The sequence below is a fragment of the Dactylosporangium sp. NPDC000555 genome, from assembly GCF_040300025.1.
In the GTDB taxonomy this organism is placed as follows: Bacteria; Actinomycetota; Actinomycetes; order Mycobacteriales; family Micromonosporaceae; genus Dactylosporangium.
Window position 1 is genome coordinate 1 of record NZ_JBEPDB010000008.1, and the last position, 18,242, is coordinate 18,242.

General features: G+C 69.0%; 18 protein-coding genes. 3 read left to right on the plus strand and 15 right to left on the minus strand.

The features are described 5' to 3' along the window. Positions 1-491: 491 nt before the first annotated feature. From pheA to ABT297_RS07675, 15 genes are all read right to left on the minus strand, one after another. On the minus strand, positions 492-1,436 hold the full coding sequence (gene pheA / locus ABT297_RS07605) for a prephenate dehydratase (protein ID WP_350545867.1): 945 nt from the start codon (positions 1,434-1,436) through the stop codon (positions 492-494). Positions 1,437-1,450: 14 nt separating this feature from the next. Further along, positions 1,451-1,957 (minus strand): hypothetical protein, encoded by a 507-nt coding sequence (locus ABT297_RS07610; RefSeq protein ID WP_350545869.1) that lies wholly within the window; start codon positions 1,955-1,957, stop codon positions 1,451-1,453. 36 nt (positions 1,958-1,993) lie between these two features. Continuing rightward, positions 1,994-2,386: an ACT domain-containing protein gene (locus ABT297_RS07615; RefSeq protein WP_350545872.1), complete on the minus strand. Its 393-nt coding sequence runs from the start codon at positions 2,384-2,386 to the stop codon at positions 1,994-1,996. 110 nt (positions 2,387-2,496) lie between these two features. Next, positions 2,497-2,952, minus strand: coding sequence for a hypothetical protein (locus tag ABT297_RS07620; protein ID WP_350545875.1), 456 nt, complete (start codon positions 2,950-2,952; stop codon positions 2,497-2,499). Between the two features lie 97 nt (positions 2,953-3,049). Beyond that, a complete protein-coding gene (locus ABT297_RS07625) occupies positions 3,050-3,751 on the minus strand; it encodes a hypothetical protein (protein ID WP_350545877.1) in 702 nt (233 codons plus the stop codon). Between the two features lie 306 nt (positions 3,752-4,057). Continuing rightward, positions 4,058-4,945: a DUF5926 family protein gene (locus ABT297_RS07630; protein WP_350545879.1), complete on the minus strand. Its 888-nt coding sequence runs from the start codon at positions 4,943-4,945 to the stop codon at positions 4,058-4,060. 153 nt (positions 4,946-5,098) lie between these two features. Beyond that, entirely contained in the window at positions 5,099-5,500 is a 402-nt protein-coding gene (locus ABT297_RS07635; protein WP_350545882.1) for an ATP-binding protein, read from the minus strand. 4 nt (positions 5,501-5,504) lie between these two features. Next, entirely contained in the window at positions 5,505-6,980 is a 1,476-nt protein-coding gene (locus tag ABT297_RS07640; RefSeq protein WP_350545885.1) for a sensor histidine kinase, read from the minus strand. Between the two features lie 105 nt (positions 6,981-7,085). Next, a complete protein-coding gene (locus tag ABT297_RS07645; protein WP_350545888.1) occupies positions 7,086-7,943 on the minus strand; it encodes a glycerophosphodiester phosphodiesterase in 858 nt (285 codons plus the stop codon). After that, positions 7,924-8,262, minus strand: coding sequence for a rhodanese-like domain-containing protein (locus ABT297_RS07650; protein ID WP_350545891.1), 339 nt, complete (start codon positions 8,260-8,262; stop codon positions 7,924-7,926). Before ABT297_RS07650 ends, ABT297_RS07645 begins: the two co-directional genes overlap by 20 nt. Before the next feature lie 27 nt (positions 8,263-8,289). After that, entirely contained in the window at positions 8,290-9,486 is a 1,197-nt protein-coding gene (locus tag ABT297_RS07655) for an LCP family protein (RefSeq protein ID WP_350545894.1), read from the minus strand. Positions 9,487-9,707: 221 nt separating this feature from the next. Continuing rightward, on the minus strand, positions 9,708-10,952 hold the full coding sequence (locus tag ABT297_RS07660; protein WP_350545897.1) for an LCP family protein: 1,245 nt from the start codon (positions 10,950-10,952) through the stop codon (positions 9,708-9,710). Positions 10,953-11,022: 70 nt separating this feature from the next. Further along, the gene (locus ABT297_RS07665) at positions 11,023-11,991 is read right to left on the minus strand and encodes an NAD-dependent epimerase/dehydratase family protein (RefSeq protein ID WP_350545900.1); all 969 of its coding nucleotides are present in this window, start codon (positions 11,989-11,991) and stop codon (positions 11,023-11,025) included. An 80-nt stretch (positions 11,992-12,071) separates the two neighbouring features. Then, the gene (locus tag ABT297_RS07670; protein ID WP_350545903.1) at positions 12,072-13,841 is read right to left on the minus strand and encodes a monocarboxylic acid transporter; all 1,770 of its coding nucleotides are present in this window, start codon (positions 13,839-13,841) and stop codon (positions 12,072-12,074) included. Beyond that, positions 13,834-14,181: a DUF485 domain-containing protein gene (locus ABT297_RS07675; RefSeq protein WP_350545906.1), complete on the minus strand. Its 348-nt coding sequence runs from the start codon at positions 14,179-14,181 to the stop codon at positions 13,834-13,836. Before ABT297_RS07675 ends, ABT297_RS07670 begins: the two co-directional genes overlap by 8 nt. Before the next feature lie 752 nt (positions 14,182-14,933). Here ABT297_RS07675 and ABT297_RS07680 point away from each other — a divergent pair. From ABT297_RS07680 to ABT297_RS07690, 3 genes are all read left to right on the plus strand, one after another. Further along, positions 14,934-15,290 (plus strand): competence type IV pilus major pilin ComGC, encoded by a 357-nt coding sequence (locus ABT297_RS07680; protein WP_350545909.1) that lies wholly within the window; start codon positions 14,934-14,936, stop codon positions 15,288-15,290. 79 nt (positions 15,291-15,369) lie between these two features. Continuing rightward, the gene (locus tag ABT297_RS07685; protein ID WP_350545912.1) at positions 15,370-16,458 is read left to right on the plus strand and encodes a type IV pilus twitching motility protein PilT; all 1,089 of its coding nucleotides are present in this window, start codon (positions 15,370-15,372) and stop codon (positions 16,456-16,458) included. Then, positions 16,455-18,242, plus strand: coding sequence for a GspE/PulE family protein (locus ABT297_RS07690; RefSeq protein WP_350545914.1), 1,788 nt, complete (start codon positions 16,455-16,457; stop codon positions 18,240-18,242). Before ABT297_RS07685 ends, ABT297_RS07690 begins: the two co-directional genes overlap by 4 nt.

The window sequence follows — 18,242 nt, forward strand, 5'->3', positions numbered from 1 at the left end:
CCCGCACACGCGGACTGGCCCGCATCGCCGCCGACTTCAACCTCCTCGCCGCCGCCACCAACCTGGCACGGCTAGCCATCCTCGGCCTCACCCACACCACCAGCCACGGCTGGACCACCCACCCCGCCTGAAACGCCACCACCCCGACACCCACCCCTCAACAACGGCTCCCACCACCCAAACCCCTTACCCACCAACACATCCACACTCCAAACCGCTCGCCACACACCACCAACCCACCGCGGCCAAACGACAACGGTGGCCGATCGGACCCGCCGATCAGACCACCGTTTAACACCAGCCACCTAGCCTGGCTCTTGCTTCGCTCGAGCATCGGTGGGGGGGGTTCCCACCCCACACCCCCCATGCCCGCTTCGCGGGCACTGCATTGCTTCGCTCGCCCTGCCGGGGGCTTCGCCCCTGCGACCCCATCGGCGCGCGCTTCGCGCGGGCGCCGGTGGGTGAGTGAGGTGGGTGGGTGTGGGTGTGGGTCAGTTTGTTTCGCCGGCGCGGAGGCGGTCCAGCCAGGTCGCGGCGTCGGCGAAGTCCTCGTCGGACAGTCCTGGGGCGGGGCGGGGCGGGGCGTCGCCGTTGGCGGCGCGCGGGTACGAGCCCAGGAACCGCACGTCCGCGCAGATCCGGCGCAGGCCCTGCAATGCCTCGCCCATCTGCCGGTCGGCGACGTGGCCGCCGCAGTCCAGGAAGAAGACGTATCGGCCCAGGCGCTCGCCGGTCGGGCGGGACTCGATCCGGGTCATGTTGACGCCCCGGACGGACAGCTCGGTGAGCACGGACAGCAGCGCCCCGACCCGGTCGTGGGCGATGTAGACGGCGAGCGTGGTGAGGTCGTCGCCGGTCGGCGGAGGCGGCGGGCCGGGGCGCGACACCAGCGCGAAGCGTGTCATCGCGTTCGGGTTGTCGGCGATGTCCTTCGCCAGGACGCTGAGGCGGTAGCGTGCGGCGCTGATCTCCGCGCACACGGCCGCGTCGAACTCGCCCTCCGCGGCGCCGATCGCGGCCGTCGCGTTCGACAGCACGTCGATCACCGCCGCGCCCGGCGCGTGCGTGCGCAACCACCTGCGGCACTGCGCTCCGGCCTGCGGGTGCGCGGCGACGGACCGTACCGAATCCAATGGCCTGTCCTCGCGGGCGGCGAGCACGAACTGCACCGGGAGGACCACCTCGCGGGTGATCACCAGCGGATCGCCGCTCGCCAGCTCGTCGAGGGTCACGCCGACCTGGCCGCCGATCGAGTTCTCCAGCGGGACCAGCGCGGCGTCGGCCTCGCCGCCGCGCAGCGCGTCGAGAGCCTCCGGCACGCTGCGTGCTGGAGTCAACACCCCGTGCTCGGTGGCCGGGATCGTCTTGAGTGCCTGTTCGGAGAAGGTTCCCTCCGGACCCAGGTACACGAATCGCATCGGCGGCACACCAGGCATGCCACCCAGCGTAGTCAGCAGTCGACGGTGGCCAGCAGGGCGGGGGGTGCCGTCGCGCGCACCTCGGCGGTGCACGGATCGCTGCCCATCGTGACGACCGTGAGCGCGGCCGGGTCGCCCTTCGTGATGACCCGCAGAGGCTCGCTGCCGGTCACGGTGAGCACGGTGTACTGCCAGGTGCCCGAGCACACCGGCGCCTTCCACACGGCCACGCCGTTGCCGGCCGGCAGGTTGGCGCGGTTGCGCCGGACCACGGCGACGACCTGTTCGCCGCTGGGCCGGCCGTTGCAGTAGGTGACATACGCCTCGGAGAAGCCGCTGGGACTCGGGGAGCCGCTACGGCTCGGCGACGCGCGCGGGCGGATGGGCTCCGGCGATGCGAAGGTCCCGGGGGGCGCCAGCGGATCCTGGCTGATGACGCTCGGGGCCGGGCGGGGCTGGGCGACCTCGGTCGGGTGCCGGCAGGCAGTCAACAGGCATCCAAGACTGACGATCGCAAGCGCGGTGGCCGCGGTTCGCATCCGCCCATCGTATGAGCGCCGGATGGCGGCGGGAAGTCAGGTGGTGACCCGGTGGCCGGCCGCACCCAACGCCGCCAGGGCCTCGTTGAGCCGCACCGCCGGGACCAGCAGATAGTCGGTGTCATACGTCGAGAACGCGAAGATGTTCACCCGCGCGTCGGCCAGTGGCGAGACGATGGACGCGAGGATGCCCGTCAATGCGAGCTGGACCGGACCGGCGACCCGCAGGCAGCGCCACGGGGTCTCGACGGCGGCGCCCTCGGGGGCGAACTCGGCCGGGCAGAGGATCGAGACCTCCTCCGGCGTCCAGGTCACCGAGAAGACCTCCATGCGCGACGCGTCGGCCTCGGCGAACCCGGCGGGCATCGGCGATCCGGCAGGTAGCCGACAGATCGCGTAGTCGCCCGGCAGGAGCGAGAGGTCAAGCATGACAACGAGCGTACGGCCCCAACGCACACCGTGGCGGCGTGCGTGACGACAGTAACTCCGCATTGACGGACTTAGCGCCTCGTTCATGACTGAGGCGGGGCTGCGCGGGCCTACTGAATCGCGGAGAAGAACGTCAACGAGCCCACTACCTTGCTTCCGTCGGTCAGTGGCGCCGCGATGGCGTCGAATGTGCACGGTCCGGTGGCGCAGCGGATCCGGACCAGGCCACGGGCGAGCCGGCCGGAGGAAAGGGCCAGCAGCGGGGGCATCCGCGCGACCTCGGTCTTCTCCAGCGGCTTGCCGTCGCCGAAGTCGAGCACCTGCATCACCCCGTCGCCGTCGAGCAGCGGCCGGTTGACCGGCGACGCGGCGAGGCCGAGCATCTCCTCGAACGACGCCGACATCGCCACGACGACGACGTCAGAGTCGACCACCAGACAGGGCTCGGCGGCGCCGTCGACCGTCGCACCCCAGCGGTCCAGCGCCGACTCGGCCGGATCGAGCGAGCGAGCCTGCGCGCGGGGCTGGTGCGGGTCGGAGATGGAGAACTCGACGTGCTGCGGCACAGCGCCTCCTCAGGCACCGGTCGTGCGAATGCGAACACTCGGCGTTTCGGCCCGATCGTGACTCTTCATCGCATCGCTTCCGGCCACCCAGAAGAGGCTACTCCGCGTTACCCCGCTTGTCAGTGCCCACCCGCTCCCCGTCGCGGTACCAGCGGTACTCCTCGGCGAGGTCGTCGTACTCCGGCGGATACCAGGTCCCGGGGTGCGTGGCCAGCGCAAACACCTTGTCGACCGTCTCTGCGGCGAGCCGGTGGCCGCGGGCGTTGAGCACCCTGGGCAGCTCGTGGTACGCGGTGACCAGGCAGCCCTTGGGCAGACCGTAAAAACTGATCTTTCCGCTACCGGCGAACGCGAGGACCGGCATCACCGGGATCGAGACGCCGGCGCTGCGCGAGAGCGCCTCCGTGGCGGCTCGGGCCTCGCGGCGGGCCTCCTCGACATACCGCGGGCGCTTGCCGTCGATCTGGACGACATCCCCCGCGAACGACACGCGGCTGCGGCCGTGGCCCTTGACCGTCACGGCGAAGACACCGCCGGGCCCAACCGCGAGAAAGCCTTCGCGCTCCACGCCGCCGAGCTCGCGCAGGTCCAGCACGTGCCATTCCTCGCCGAGGTTGCCGATGAGGGTGCCGATGCGACGGTACAGCCGGCTGTGTGCCGCTTCCTCCCGGCGCGTTTCGCGCTCCGCCCTACGAGCACGAACCCAGTCAATGGGGGTCGTCCGGCCGGCGTCGACGATGACGCCCGGCTCGTACCCTTCGGACTGCGAATCTTGACCGCGGTGCAAGACGTCGGCCATCTCGCACACCTCCGATGTCGCCGCTTCGGTTGCGTGTGTCCCAACACCGTACGTGAGCGGGCGCACACTCGGAATGACAGGAGGCCGGAATGACATGGAATGAAGTGGATGAATGCCACATTCACGACGCCGCGTGAATTTCACATAGTGACAAACGAAGGATATCGGATCGGCCGAAAGGTTGACCCCGCGAGCGTCTGACAACAAGGTCACAGCAAGGTCAGATACCTGGTCACGGTGCTGTTGCACCGCCTCGGGGCGGACCACGGTGCGTGTCCGCCCCGATCCCAGCGGGGCCCAGGGCTGCTACCGCAGCGGCTGCAGCCGACCGATCAGGCCCTGCTTGCTGCGGCGCTCCGATGCGGTGAGGGGCTCGGTGACGGCCAGTGCCGCCTGGTAGCGCTTGGCGAACTCGGCCACCGGCGCCTCCCAGTGCTCGGCCTCGACCTCCAGCGGCAGGTCCCAGACCGGCGCCAGCAGCCCGTGAGCGCGGAACATCCCGGCGAACTTGGTGTTATCGCCCAGCAGCAGCCCGCCGCCGGCCGACAGGCGCGACAGCGCGTCGAGCGCGCGGTCCTCGTCGTCGCCGAGCACCAGGCGCACGTGGGAGCGGTCCGTCACCCGGCACCAGTACGTTGCCGGCGCGGCGGCCAGCTTCACGGTCGGGAAGATGCTGGCGTTGGCCCGCTCCAGCGACGCGCGCACGTTGGGATCATCGGAGGCGTCGTCGTCGAGCCAGAACTCGAAGCCGGTGTGCACCGTGATGTCGAGCGGGGCGTTCTCGATGACATCCTGGAGGCGGTCACCGAGGCCGGGCAGGGCGGGGATGTCGACGGTCTTGCCGGGCGGGGTCTCCAGCGCGCACTGCAGGGCCACGGCGAGGTCACGGGACACGTCGCCGGACTGCACGTGCCGCTGCAGGCCGATCATGACGCGGCCGTCGGGCTTGGTCATGGCGGGCCAGGCCATCGGCAGGACGGTCGCGAGGGTCACCGGCCGGTCGCCGTACTTCTCGGCGAACGCGGGCGCCAGCTTCAGGGGTGCCGAGGCGGCCGGCACCAGTTCCCGCAGGGCAATCCATTCCGGCTCGTCGGCCAGGCCCTCGAACGGCCGGCCCACGTACACGTCCCGGATCTTCTCGCGCTTCTCGCCGCTGCTGGCGCGGCCACGGGGGGTCTTCGCACGCTTGCTCACGGCGATCCAGCCTAGGCGCTCCCGCTCCGCCGCGTGCGCGCACCGCCGTCGCCGGGCGCGTCACTCACCCGTCCCGGTCCCGTCATTCCTGACATTTCCGGAATGTCGCCCATGGCACCGACCGGGACATGATCACCGCGGAGCGTCACCGGATCAGAGAGTCGCCCAGACGCACTGGCCCAGGCCGTCGCGCTCGACGCCCCAGCCCGTGGCCAGCGCCGCCACGATCGTCAGGCCGCGACCGTCCAGCGCGTCGGGGGCGGCCACGCGCAGCTGCGGGCCCGCCGCAGAGCCGCCATCCGTCACGCGGATCTCCAGCGTGTCGTCGGGCAGCAGGCGCCAGGCCATGCGGATCACGTCACCCGGCAGGGGGGCGGCGTGGCGCACGGCGTTGCCGACCAGCTCGGCGGCGATCGCGATCGCGTCGTCGAGGCGGTCGGCCGGGATCAGGGCGTCGAGCTCGTCCGCGAGCCGGTGCCGGGCGACGTGCGCGCCCCGAGGGTGGTGGGGCACCACGACGCACCAGGCGCGCGGTTCCGCGACGGTTGTGGTCACGCTCTCAAGCCTCCCCGGGGCCCTCGGCGTCAGCTCGGGGCAGTCGCACCTCGGCGACGGTGCCTCCCCCTCGACGTGGTCGCAATGATACCCATCCATGTTGACGCTCGACGATTCTGCGCACCAGATACAGGCCCAGGCCGACACCCCCACCGGTGCGCTGGTCGCTGGTCTCCAGCTGCCAGAACCGGTCGAACGCCCGCTCGACGTGCTCCGGCCGAATCCCGATACCCCTATCCGAGATCCGGAACCAGACGGTCTGCGGGTCGGCCCCGGCCGTCAACTCGGCCTGTACCCACTTCGGGGAGTATTTACCCGCGTTGGTCACCAATTCCGCCAGCACTGTCGCCAGGCTCGCCCGGTCGCCCCACGTCTTCGGCAGCGTGGGGGGCAGCGACACGCTCAGCGACCGGCGCTGCTCGGCATTGAGCTCGTCGACCGCGGCGCCGAGCGACTCGACCAAGTCGAACGGCAGCAGGGTGGTGGGCTCCACCGTCGGTCCGTCGTCGCCGACCGCGTTGAGCAGCCGGTCGACCAGGCGGCTCAGCTCCCGAGCGCGCTGCCCGACCACGTTGATCGCCTCGCGGCGCCCGTCCTCGGTCAGGGACTCCCAGTGGTCGACGAGCGTGTCGGCGTACCCCCGGATCACCGTGATCGGCGTGCGCAGCTCGTGGCCGGTGAGCGCGATGAACAGGTCGCGGCCGTCCGGCGGCTGCTCCGGGCGGGCGCGGAAGGAGACGGCGAGGTCGCTGGAGGCCGGCACGGCGGCGGCGCGGATCTCGATCCAGGTGCCGGAGGGGATCCGGTACTCGACCGTCTCGTCGCCGGTGGGCAGCGGGAAGGGCCACGGCTCGCCGATCGCGCTCTCCGCCGGGCGGGCGGTCAGCAGAGCGGCAGGCGGGTTCCACGAGCGCACCCGGCGCTCGGCGTCCAGCAACACAAACGGCTCGGCGGCCGGCCTCACGGCTTTGCCGTCGCCGTAGACGGGCAGGCCCCGGCCCAGGCCGTACTGCAGCGCCACGAACGACGCCAGGAAGCTCAGCGCGGCGCGCTGCTGCTCGTCGGCGGCGCCCTCGGCGTCGTTGTAGCTGACCACGAGCACGCCGACGCCGGTGCCGTTGGCGGTGACCTCGGCGGCCAGGATGCGGTGCAGGCCGCGGCTGCCGAGCTGCTGCCCGCCCGAGGTGCCGATGAGGCTGCTCGGGAACTCGCGGACCCTCGAGCCGAACCGCATCAGCCCCCGCACGGCGGGGTGGATGAGGTCGATGGGCCGGCCGAGCGACCAGTCCAGGTCGCCGGCGACCGCCACGACCCGGCCGCTGTCCTGCGCGAACTCGATGAACGCCGCGCCCGTCGCCCCGGTGGCCACGGCGGCCACCTCGACCGAGCGCTGCAGGCCGGTGAGGCCGCCGCCGCCGGAATTGAGCTCCTCGGCCACCTCGGCGAGACCGCCGAAAATCAGCGGACCAGCATCGACCATGCTGCGAGTCTCCCTCGCCGGGCGGCGCTTTGAAAGGTGGTCGACGAAAGTTGTCGAGGCTGGATTCGGTCGCACGCGGTGTCCGTGACCAGGGATTCGCGCATGCTAATCGCGCAGGCCCATGTCGCGGAGGCGCTCGATCACGTACGCCGGGCGGTCCGAGATGATGCCGTCGACCCGTAGCTTGACCGCCAGGTCGACCTCGTCCGGCTCGTTGACCGTCCAGACGTACACCGGATATCCCCGCCGATGCAGGCGCTCCACCAGCTCCGGGGACGCGCGCAGCAACTGCACGCCGGGCCCCCCGATCGTGCTGCCGGGCGGGAGCCAGCCGATGCGGCTGGGCACCGACCACACGTCGATGAGCATGACCGTCGGCAGTCCGGGCGCCTGCTGGCGCACCCGCCGGACCGCCGTCGTCGAGAACGACATCACGCTCACCTGGAGCGGGCGGTCCGGGCGGGGCAGGTCGAGGCCGTACCGGCGCAGGAGCCTGAGCAGCTCCATCTCCACCGCGCCGCCGTAGCGGACCGGGTGTTTGGTCTCGATGAGCAGGCGCATCGGGCGGCCGGCGTCGGTCGCCACACCGAGCAGCCGGTCGAGCGTCAGGACCTTGCCGCGCCAGCGGTCGTCGACCTGGTTGCGGTCCACGATGAGGTCGTCGGGCGAGTCGGGCAGGTCGGAGCGCCAGGAGGCGAAGTCGAAGCGGTCCAGCTCCGACAGCGTCTGCATGCTGACCCGGCCGCGCCCGTCGCTGGTGCGGTCGATGCGCGAGTCGTGCAGGCACACCAGGTGGCCGTCGCGGGTGAGCCGGACGTCGCACTCGAGCCCGTCGGCGCCCTCCTCGATGGCGAGAAGGTACGCGTCGAGGGTGTGCTCGGCGTGCCGGCGCGACGAGCCCCGGTGCGCGAAGACCAGCGGCCGCCAGTGTTCGGACGGCTGCTCAGACGACCCGGGGAGCACCGCCGTCCTCGCTCACCATCGGCCGGCCGGAGGCCGCCCAGCTCTGCATGCCGCCGTCGAGGTTGATCGTGCGGTCCCGCCCGTTCTGCTGCAGGAACGCGACGACCTGCGCGGAGCGGCCGCCGACCCGGCAGACCACGACGACGTCGCGGTCTTCGGGGATGTCCTCGATCCGCGCCGGGATCTGCATCATCGGCACGTGGAGGGCGTCCGGCGCGTGGCCGGCGACCCACTCGTCGTCCTCGCGCACGTCGAGGATGAAGGCGTCGTTGGCTATGTCCCCGACCGTCGCGGTCGGGATGGAAGGTCCCCTGAACACCGGATCAGGCTACCTGCGGCCGCCCGGCTACATGTGGTTGACCCACGTGGGGTTCTCGACCGCCCAGGAGTCCAGCCGGTCTGCCCGCAGCGCCGCGTAGAGCGCCTCGGCCTCGGGAAACGCGATCACGTAGGAGATGCGGCCGATGTCCCGCGACTCGGAGGGCAGCTGCAGACCCATCAGGTTTTCGGGGCGAATGTTGCGCAGCGCGAACATCAGATCGGCCAGCGACACGCCGTTGGTGTCGACGGTGAGCGCCTGGCCGATCGCCCGGATGAACCGGTCGGCGGCCATCGGGTTGGTGGTGAGCCCCTGCTCCTTGGCCTGGGTGAGCATCGCCCGGATGAACCGCTGCTGGTTCTTCTGCCGGTCGTAGTCGCCGTTGTGGAGGCTCTTGCGCTGCCGGACGAGGTCGAGCGCCTGGAACGGCTCGAGGTGGTGGCAGCCGGGCTCGTAGACGGCCGGGTGTCCGCCCTTGGCGGGCGAGAGGTAGTTGCCCTTGTCATCCCAGCCGACGTGGATCGAGGTGACCTTCTGGTCGATGCACATGTTGACGCCGCCGAGCAGCTCGACCGCGGTCTTGAAGCCGTCGAAGTTGACGATCGCGGCGCCGTCGAACCGGATGCCGAGCAGGTTGTGCAGCGTCTCCGAGAGCAGCTGGACGCCGCCCTCACCGCCCCCGCCGTACTGGAACGCGCCGTTGATCTTCTCCTGCGACACGCCCCGGAACTTCGTCGCCGGGAACTGGGGGATCCTCACCCGCAGGTCGCGCGGGATCGACAGCAGGTAGGCGCGGTCCATCGTGGCCGGGATGTGCAGGATGATGATCGAGTCGGAGCGCTGGCCGTCCTCGGGGTCGAGCGCGCGCTGGTCGGAGCCGATGAGCAGGAAGTTGAGGGGCCCTTCGACGTCGCCGTGCCGCGTCTCGTCCGGGTCGCCCGCGCGCGAGTTCTCACCGAGCAGCGGGCGCTGGTTGACGCTCGCGGTGTAGCGCTGGTTGAGGAGGTTGACGCCGGCGACCGCGGTGCCGGAGATCAGCACGATCGCGACGCCGAGAACGATGAGCAGCCGCGCCCAGATGGGATCGTGCCCGGGGAGCCTGACCTTCGTCGACCCGCCCGGCTTGCCGGCCTTTACCGCGCCGGATCCGGAGGTTTCGGGACTATCCGGATCATTCTGGCCGACGGCGGAGCCTTCGGCGTTACCGTCGAACTCCTTCTGCATCACTGCCCCCGAACAGCCGCCCACGCGTCAGGCGGGAATTCATCCGAGTCTACGTCCGCGGCGACGAGCCTGCGCGCCGCGAACTCGGCGCGCGATCCCTCGGAAAGCCGTCAACACGCGATTTTTACTCGTTGACGGCCGGTTTCGGCAATGAGATATATGCGACAGCTCGGGCATGCAACCCCACGTGGGAGCCGACATGTCCGAGCTTGCCCCTTTTCTCACTTAGTCTTGGCACTAGCCTTCACCGACGGCGACGTGGACGGCTTCGGACTGTTGGCCGTCCCCATCCAATCGGCCATCTTGTCGTTACGCACTGCGTCGTACAGCGCGGTGGCCTTCTCGCTGTTCGGCACCACGACGTCCTCGCCGCCGATCATCTTGCTGCCGTCGTTCGGGCTCACCAGGAAGGTGAGGTCGTCACTGCGCAGGTTGCGGAACTGCAGCGCCATGTCGGCGAGCGAGAAGTCCTTGTCCACGGTGATCGCCTTGGTGACCGCCTTGAGAAACGCGTTGAGCTTCGCCGGATTGGACACCGTTCCCGAACTGACGGCCTTGTCCAGGATGGCCTTCATCATCTCCTGCTGGTGCCGCATGCGGGCGAAGTCGCTATCGGGGAACTGATAGCGCTGCCGCGCGTAGTCCAGCGCCTCGTCGCCGTTGAGGTGGTTCATGCCCTTCTTGAACTGCCGCTTCGGCGGGTGAATCGAGGTGATGTCCTTCTCGATGTTCATGTCGATGCCGCCGAGCGCGTCGATCACCTGCTTGAACCCGCCGAAGTCGATGAGCAGCACGTGGTCCATGCGGACCTTGGTGTACTCCTCGATCGTCTGCACGGTCAGCGGCGTGCCGCCCCACGAGAACGACGCGTTGAGCTTGGCTTTGGTGTTGCCGTACTGCGTCGTCTTGCTCTTGGGGATGTGCACGTAGAGGTCGCGCGGCATCGAGATCAGGTACGCGTGCTTGTGGTCGGCCGGGATGTGCAACATGATCATCGTGTCGGTGCGCCACTCACCCGCCTTGCCCTTGTTGTCGGGGTCGCGGGAGTCGCTGCCGAGCAGCAGGATGTTGAGCGCGCCGTCCGCCACCTTGGGCGGCCGGCCCTCGGTGATCTGTGAGAACGGGTCGTCACGGTTGAGGCCGGAGTCGACGTACTTGTAGTAGATGACGCCGCCGATGCCGGCGAGGAGCGCGAGCAGAAGGACTCCGCAGCCGGCGACCAGGGCGATGCGGCCCCAGCGCGGGCGGACCTTCTTCCGGCCCGAGTACTCGCCGCCGTTGCCGGGCGTGCGACCGGGCCGGTTGGGCGGAGCACCGGCCGGCCGGCCGTACACGCCGGGCGCGGCGGAGCCGGTCTGGGCCTTGGCCCCGGAGACGCGAGCGCGGCCGTCCGGCGTCGATGCGCGCGCGCCGGGCACTGCGGCCCGACCCGAGGACGGGCCGCGCGAAGCGGGCGTGGTGGGCATGAGACCACCATACGAAGTCGATGCTGCCCCACCACGCAACTACGGCAGGCGCGGCACGAACCCGGGAGAGTTAGCGGCTGCGGAAATACGCGACCGTGCGCGCCAGGCCATCCTCCGGGCCGATGACCGGCTCGTATCCGAGCAGCTCACGCGCCTTGCTCAGATCGGGACGGCGACGCTCGGGGTCGTCCGCGGTCCGCGCCACCAGCGCCACGCGGGAGGTGCTGTCGGAAAGCCGCACGATCGACTCGGCGAGCTCGAGCATGGTCATCTCATGCTCGGTACCACAGTTGATCGGCCCGGTCTCCGTCGAGTCGAGCAGCAGGAGGATCCCGCGGACCAGGTCGGAGACGTAGCAGATCGAGCGCGTCTGGGTGCCCGTGCCGTGCACGGTGATCGGCTCGCCCCGCAGCGCTTGCGAGACGAAGGTCGGGATCGCGCGCCCGTCGTCGGGGCGCATGCGCTCGCCGTACGTGTTGAAGATCCGCACGATGCCCACATCGGCGCCGCGGCCGCGGTGGTAGCCCATGACGGCCGCCTCCGAGAAGCGCTTCGCCTCGTCGTAGACGCTGCGGATGCCGACCGGGTTGACGTTGCCCCAATAGGACTCCGGCTGCGGGTGGACCAGCGGGTCGCCATACGCCTCCGAGGTGGAGGCCATGATGAACCGCGCCCCGTCGGCGACGGCCCGCTCCAGCAGCTGCAGCGTGGCGAGCGAGCCGACCCGCAGGATCTCCACCGGCAGGTGCGCGAAGTCCGTCGGGCTGGCCGGCGACGCGAAGTGCAGGATCGCGTCGAACCGCTCGGCGAGCGCCTCCACCGCCGGCAGCGGCTCGGTGACATCGGCCTCGACGAGGGCGAATCGCGGGTTGTCGTGCAGGTGCGCGACGTTGTCCTTACTTCCAGTGAGAAAGTTGTCGACAACGACGACGCGCGCCCCCCGGGCGAGGAGGGCATCGGCGAGGTGGGAACCGACGAATCCGGCACCACCGGTCAGAAGGATCCGATGTCCCTCGCCGTAACGCTGCGCAACGACCATGACGCACAGCCTAGCGTGTCCCCGCGCCGGGCCCGGGGGGTCGGCAGCGCCCCAGGCCCGGCACGGTCAACGGCTTCGGATCAGTGCGCTCCGGCCCCGGTCAGCGACCGGGCCTCCAACTCGCTGTACTTGTCGGGGTCGCGCTCTTTGCTGGTGATCGCCCCGATCGCGGCGAAGATGAACCCGAGCGGGATCGAGATCAGGCCCGGGTTCTCCAGCGGGATCGGCGCCGCCGTCGTGCAACTGAACAGCGCCGTGGCGTTGGAGACCTGCTTGGAGTTCTGCGGTACACCACAGTCCTTGGCCTGCGCCGCGGTGAGCGTCGCCGGGGTGCGTGCGTCGCTGACACCACCCCAGGCGATCGGGCTGAGCAGCACCACGCCGACGGCCGAGATGAGGCCCGCGTAGATGCCCCAGGTCGCGCCGCGGGTGTTGAACCGCTTCCAGAACAGCGAGAAGAGGATCGCCGGCAGGTTGGCCGATGCGGCGATCGCGAACGCCAGCGCCACCAGGAAGGCGACGTTGAGGTTGCGGGCCACGATGCCGAGCACGATGGCGACCGCGCCGATGAAGAACGCCGCGTACCGCGCGACAAGCACCTCCTGCCGCTCGTCCGTCTGGCCGCGCCGGATGACGTTGGCGTAGAGGTCGTGCGCGAGCGAGGACGACGACGCCAGGGTCAGCCCGGCGACGACCGCCAGAATGGTGGCGAAGGCGACCGCGGCGATGATCGCCAGGAGCAGCGATCCACCGAAGTCACCGCCGAGGTAGCGCCGGCCGAGCTCCTGGGCGAGCTGTGGCGCCGCGGTGTTGCCGGCCGCATCCTGCGCGACGATCGCCGAGCGGCCCACCAGCGCCGCCGCGCCGAAGCCCAGCGCCAGCGTCATCAGGTAGAACACGCCGATGAGGCCGATCGCCCACACCACGCTCTTGCGGGCCGCCTTGGCGTTGGGGACGGTGTAGAACCGGATCAGGATGTGCGGCAGGCCCGCGGTGCCGAGGACCAGGGCCAGGCCGAGCGAGATCAGGTCCAGCTTGCTCGCCAGCGTCGCCGTGGCGTTGTTCGCGAACTCCCGCCCGTAGCGCAGGCCCGGCTGCAGGAACGACTCCGGCGGCGTGCGGCCCGACTTCGCCGCGGCCTCGCCGAGCAGGTTCGACAGGTTGAACTTGTAGGCCGCGAGCACCAGCAGCGTCAGCACCAGCGCGCCGATCATCAGCATGAATGCCTTGACGATCTGCACGTACGTCGTGCCCTTCATGCCGCCGACCGTCACGTAGACGATCATCAGCACGCCGATCAGCGCGATCGTCACGATCTTCGCCGTCTCGGCGCTCATGCCGAGGAAGGTGTCGCTGGCCTTGATGCCCAGCAGCAGGGCGACGAGCGCACCGGCCCCGACCATCTGGGCCAGCAGGTAGAAGATCGAGACGATGATGGTCGAGATGCTGCCGGCGGTGCGCACGGGCGCCTGCCGCATGCGGAACGCCAGTACGTCGGCCATCGTGTACCGGCCGGAGTTTCGCATCAGCTCGGCGACCAGCAGCAGGGCGACCAGCCAGGCGACGAGGAAGCCGATGCTGTACAGGAACCCGTCGTAGCCGTTGAGCGCGATGATGCCGGCGATGCCGAGGAAGCTCGCCGCCGACATGTAGTCGCCGCCGATCGCCATGCCGTTCTGGAAGCCGGTGAACGAGCGGCCGCCGGCGTAGAAGTCCGCGGCGTTGCGGGTCTGCCGGCTGGCCCAGATCGTGATCGCGAGCGTGACGCCGACCAGGATCACGAACAGCGTGAGCGTGAGGGTGCGCTGGGTGCCGACCGATGTGGCGGCGAGGTACACGGGCTCACTCATCGCCGGCTCCCTCGATCCTGGCGCGGAGGTCGTCGGCGAGCGGGTCGATGCGCCGGTCCGCGTATCGCGCGTACAGCCACGCGATAAAGAACGTCGACACGAACTGCAGCAGCCCGAAGATCAGCGCGATATTGATGTGGCCGACGACCTTGGTGCTCATGAAGTCGCGGGCGTACGCGGACAGCAGGACGTACAGCGCGTACCAGAGGAGGAACGCGGCGGATACCGGAAACACGAAGCGGCGCAGGGTGCGGCGCAACGCGTCGAATTCCGGCGTGCGGGCGACGGCGACGTAGCGGTTATCGCCGGTGTCCGCGGATATCGGTGTCTCGGTGCTCATGGATGATCACCACCTGCGGCTTGGGGGGTGCGGGTAACCGCGCACGCTAAGAACCCCGCAGGCATCAAGAAAGATCTCTCCCAGCATCGGTACGCCGCGAGCGCCGAACGGCACCATCCGTGCGCCGGGTGACGTGGTTCACGCCGCTTACCGGCACAGCCCGCGACTCGAGCACCGGGCAACGTATCTGAGTTGTCGCAATCAACGCATTGTCTACTGAGACCTCCTTAATTGGCCAATAATGCGAAAAAGGGTCGACGAGCCTCCGCTGGTCTCTCGACTCAACGGCGGAGCCGTCTTGCCCCCGGCACCGACGTGGTGGTGTGCAGATTTGAACGTGATTGTCCATTTGCCGAAACGATCGTGTTCGGTCGTGCGGGCGGCGCGTCCCGGCCCACTCGAAGGGCGTCGGCACCTGATTAGGCGGCTCGACTGGCTGTTCGTTCGATCCCGAACGACCTTCCGTGTTGTAACGTCGCAACGCAAACATTGCCGGATCTTTGAGCGCTTGGAAGTCGTTGGTGAGGACGTAGACAGCATCTGTTGAGACTCCACAGCCACGACTGGTCCAGTGCTGGCAGTGACAGCCAGCTCGTCCTCAGGGCGTCGCCGTATTTGGTCGAGTCGCCGGCCAAGAAATGGGCCGGTTCGATATCGACAAAGTTATGCCCTACCCGGGGCCGGGCTCCGTCGACGCCTGGAGTCAATCAGTAGGCGGTCCCGCCCAGGTGCCTTTCCTTGAAGGAGAATCAGTGCTTCAGCGCCTCCGCGCGGCCCGTGAGAACGAGAGCGGCTTCACGCTCGTCGAACTCCTCATTGTCATCGTCATCCTCGGCATCCTCGCCGGCATCGTGGTCTTTGCCGTGGGCGCCTTCAACGACCGCGGCGAAAAGGCCGCATGCAAGGCCGACAAGAAGACCGTCGAGGTCGCGGTGGAGGCCTACAGGGCTCAGACGGGCACTTATCCGGCCGCAGGCGGCTGGGAGGTACTCACCAGCCCCAGCGATGCCGCTAAGCGGTACCTCAAGGAAGAGCCAGCTACCAACGACAAATACAAGATCACGCTGGGCGCTAACGGAGAGGTGACCGCAACCGGGGCCTGCAGCTGACGACCGGATAGGGAGGGCCACCGACGGCGGCCCTCCCTATCCGCGTTCCGACATCTGTGCGGCACCTTTGGAGGTTGGTATGCACGATCGCCGCGATCATCTCGATGCGCTGCTCGATACGCTGTGGCGGGAGCGCGGCACCGACCTGCTGCTCACCGTAGGCATGCCCCCACAGATCCGCGTGCACGGTGAGTTGAACCCGGTGGCAGGTCACGAGGTGCTCAGCAGACGCGACACCGACGCCCTCCTCGCCGCGATGCTTACCGACGAGCAGACATTGGCCTGGCACGCGTCCCGCGAGTACGACTTCTCCTTCAGCTGGCGCGACCTTGCCCGGATCCGGGGCAGCGCCTTCAACCAGCGCGGACAGACCGCTGTGGCGCTGCGGATGATCTCGCAACGCGTTCCGACGATGGCCGAGCTGGGCCTACCCCCCGTGCTGTGGCATTTCGTCCGCCAGCATCAGGGGCTGGTCCTGGTCACGGGGCCGACCGGGTCGGGCAAGTCGACCACGCTCGCCGCGATGGTCAACCAGATCAACAGCGACCGGGCCTGCCACATCCTCACCATCGAGGATCCGATCGAGTACATCCACGAGCACAAACGCGCGATGGTGAACCAGCGCGAGGTGGGCTCGGATACCGCGTCGTTTCCGGACGCGTTGCGCTCTGCGCTGCGCGGCGACCCGGACGTGCTGCTCGTGGGCGAAATGCGTGACCTGGACTCGATCCAGTTCGCCCTGACCATCGCCGAGACCGGCCACCTGGTCCTTGCGTCGTTGCACACCAACGACACCGCCCAGTCCCTCGCCCGCATCATCGACGTATTCCCAGCCGAGCAGCAGGCCCAGGTCCGCACGCAGCTCGCGGCAGCGCTCACCGGAATCGTGTACCAGCGGTTGATCCCCCGGATCGGCGGAGGTTTGGTCGGCGCCCACGAGGTGCTCGTCGCGACAAGCGCGGTCCGGAACCTCATCAAGGAGGGCAAGACCCACCAGCTGCGTAACTCGCTGGTGACCGGCCACAGGGACGGCATGGTCACCTTCGAACAATCGCTCTCGTCGCTCGTCCAGGCCGGTACGATCACCCACGACGACGCCGTGGCCCGCAGTCTGTATCCCAAGGACATCGAGACCCATCCTCGACCGCGGGCGGGCGTAACGGCATGAGACTGCGGAATCGGGGACAGTCGGCCGAGCCCGCCGAGGCGACACCGACGCCACGCGCACAGCGGATCGAACCGGGTCGTCCCGACGACCTGACCGTGCAACGGGGTGGCCGTCGCCTCGGCGAGATTCTCGTCGAGGCGAACGTGGTCAATCCCCAGCAGGTCGTTTCGGCCTTGGCGGAGTCGCAGCACGGTCCGGCGAAGTTCCTGGGCGAACGCCTGGTCGAGCTCGGCCTGCTCAACGAGCGCGACCTCGCGTGGGCGGTCGGCGCGCAGTACTCAATGGACGCCATCGACCTCCGCGAGATCACGCCGGAGCCCTCGGCAGTCGAGTTGCTGGACGAGGCGACCGCTCGCGAGCTGGTCGCCATCCCGTTGGCGCTGCGCGGGGAGGCCGTGATCATCGCGGTGGCCTTTCCCGCCACTGCGCAGGCGCTGCATGAGGTCATCGGCCGGCCGCTGATCGTCAAGGTCGCGTCGCGTCCCGAAATCAGCCGCGTGATCGCCAACAGCTATCGTGCGCTTGCCGCGGTCAGCTCCCAGGTCAGGGTCTTCGAGTCGCAACAGTCGTTGCGCAAAGAGGTGGCCAGGCTCGACCCCGCCGTCGCCAACGACGACGCGCCCGTGGTGCAGATCGTCCAGCTCATCATCACGCAGGCCTTGCGGGACCGCGCGTCCGACGTCCACATCGAACCGCAGCCGGAACGGGTCCGGGTGCGCTACCGCATCGACGGTGCCTTGCACGATGTCCTCGACCTCCCGGCGGCCATGGGGCCCGTCGTGGCGAGTCGGATCAAGATCCTCGGCGGGATGAACATCGTCGAGCGTCGCCGCCCTCAGGACGGGCAGATCAGCATGGACATCGAGGGCCGAGGCGTCGACATCCGCGTGTCCACCACCGCCGTCATCGACGGCGAGAAGGTGGTCATGCGACTGCTGGACAAGAGCCGCCCGCTCTTCCGCCTAGAGCAGTTGGGCATGCCGAACGACATGGCCGCTCGGTACTCGGCGTTGCTGCGCTCGCCCTACGGAATGGTGATCTGCGCCGGCCCGACGGGCAGCGGCAAGACGACCACGTTGTACGGATCGCTGAGCGAGATCAACACCCCCGAGCGCAACGTCACGACGATCGAGGATCCGGTCGAGTATCGCATTCCGTCAATCAACCAGATTCAGATCAACGAGCAGGCCGGCATCAGTTTCGCGGGCGGCCTCCGGTCGATCCTGCGACAGGACCCGGACGTGATTCTGGTCGGTGAGATCCGCGATGTCGAAACCGCCCGCATCGCCGTCCAGTCGGCACTCACCGGACACTTCGTGCTCTCGTCCCTGCACGCCACCGATGCTCCATCGGCTCTGCTTCGGCTGCTCGACATGGGTATCGAGGGCTTCCTGGTCGCGTCGTCGGTCACCGCAGTGCTGTCGCAGCGCCTCGTGCGGCGCATCTGCACCCATTGCCGGGAGCTGTACACCCCCTCCGCCGAGGAGATGGGCCTGCTGCACGCGATCCAGGGATTGCCGCCGAGCGGTGGCTTCGTGCGTGGGCGCGGCTGCAACTTCTGCACACACACCGGTTACCTCGAACGAATCGGCGTCTACGAGATGTTGACGGTGACGGGGAGGATTCGCGAAATGATCCTCGACCGCGCATCGCACGAGGAGATTCGCAAGGTGGCGCGGGCTGAGGGGATGCGCACCCTTCAGGAAGAGGCCGCTCGCCTTGTCGAAGGCGGCGTGACCACCCTGGCCGAAGTTTTGCGTTCAATCTATGTGGTGGGGGCCTGA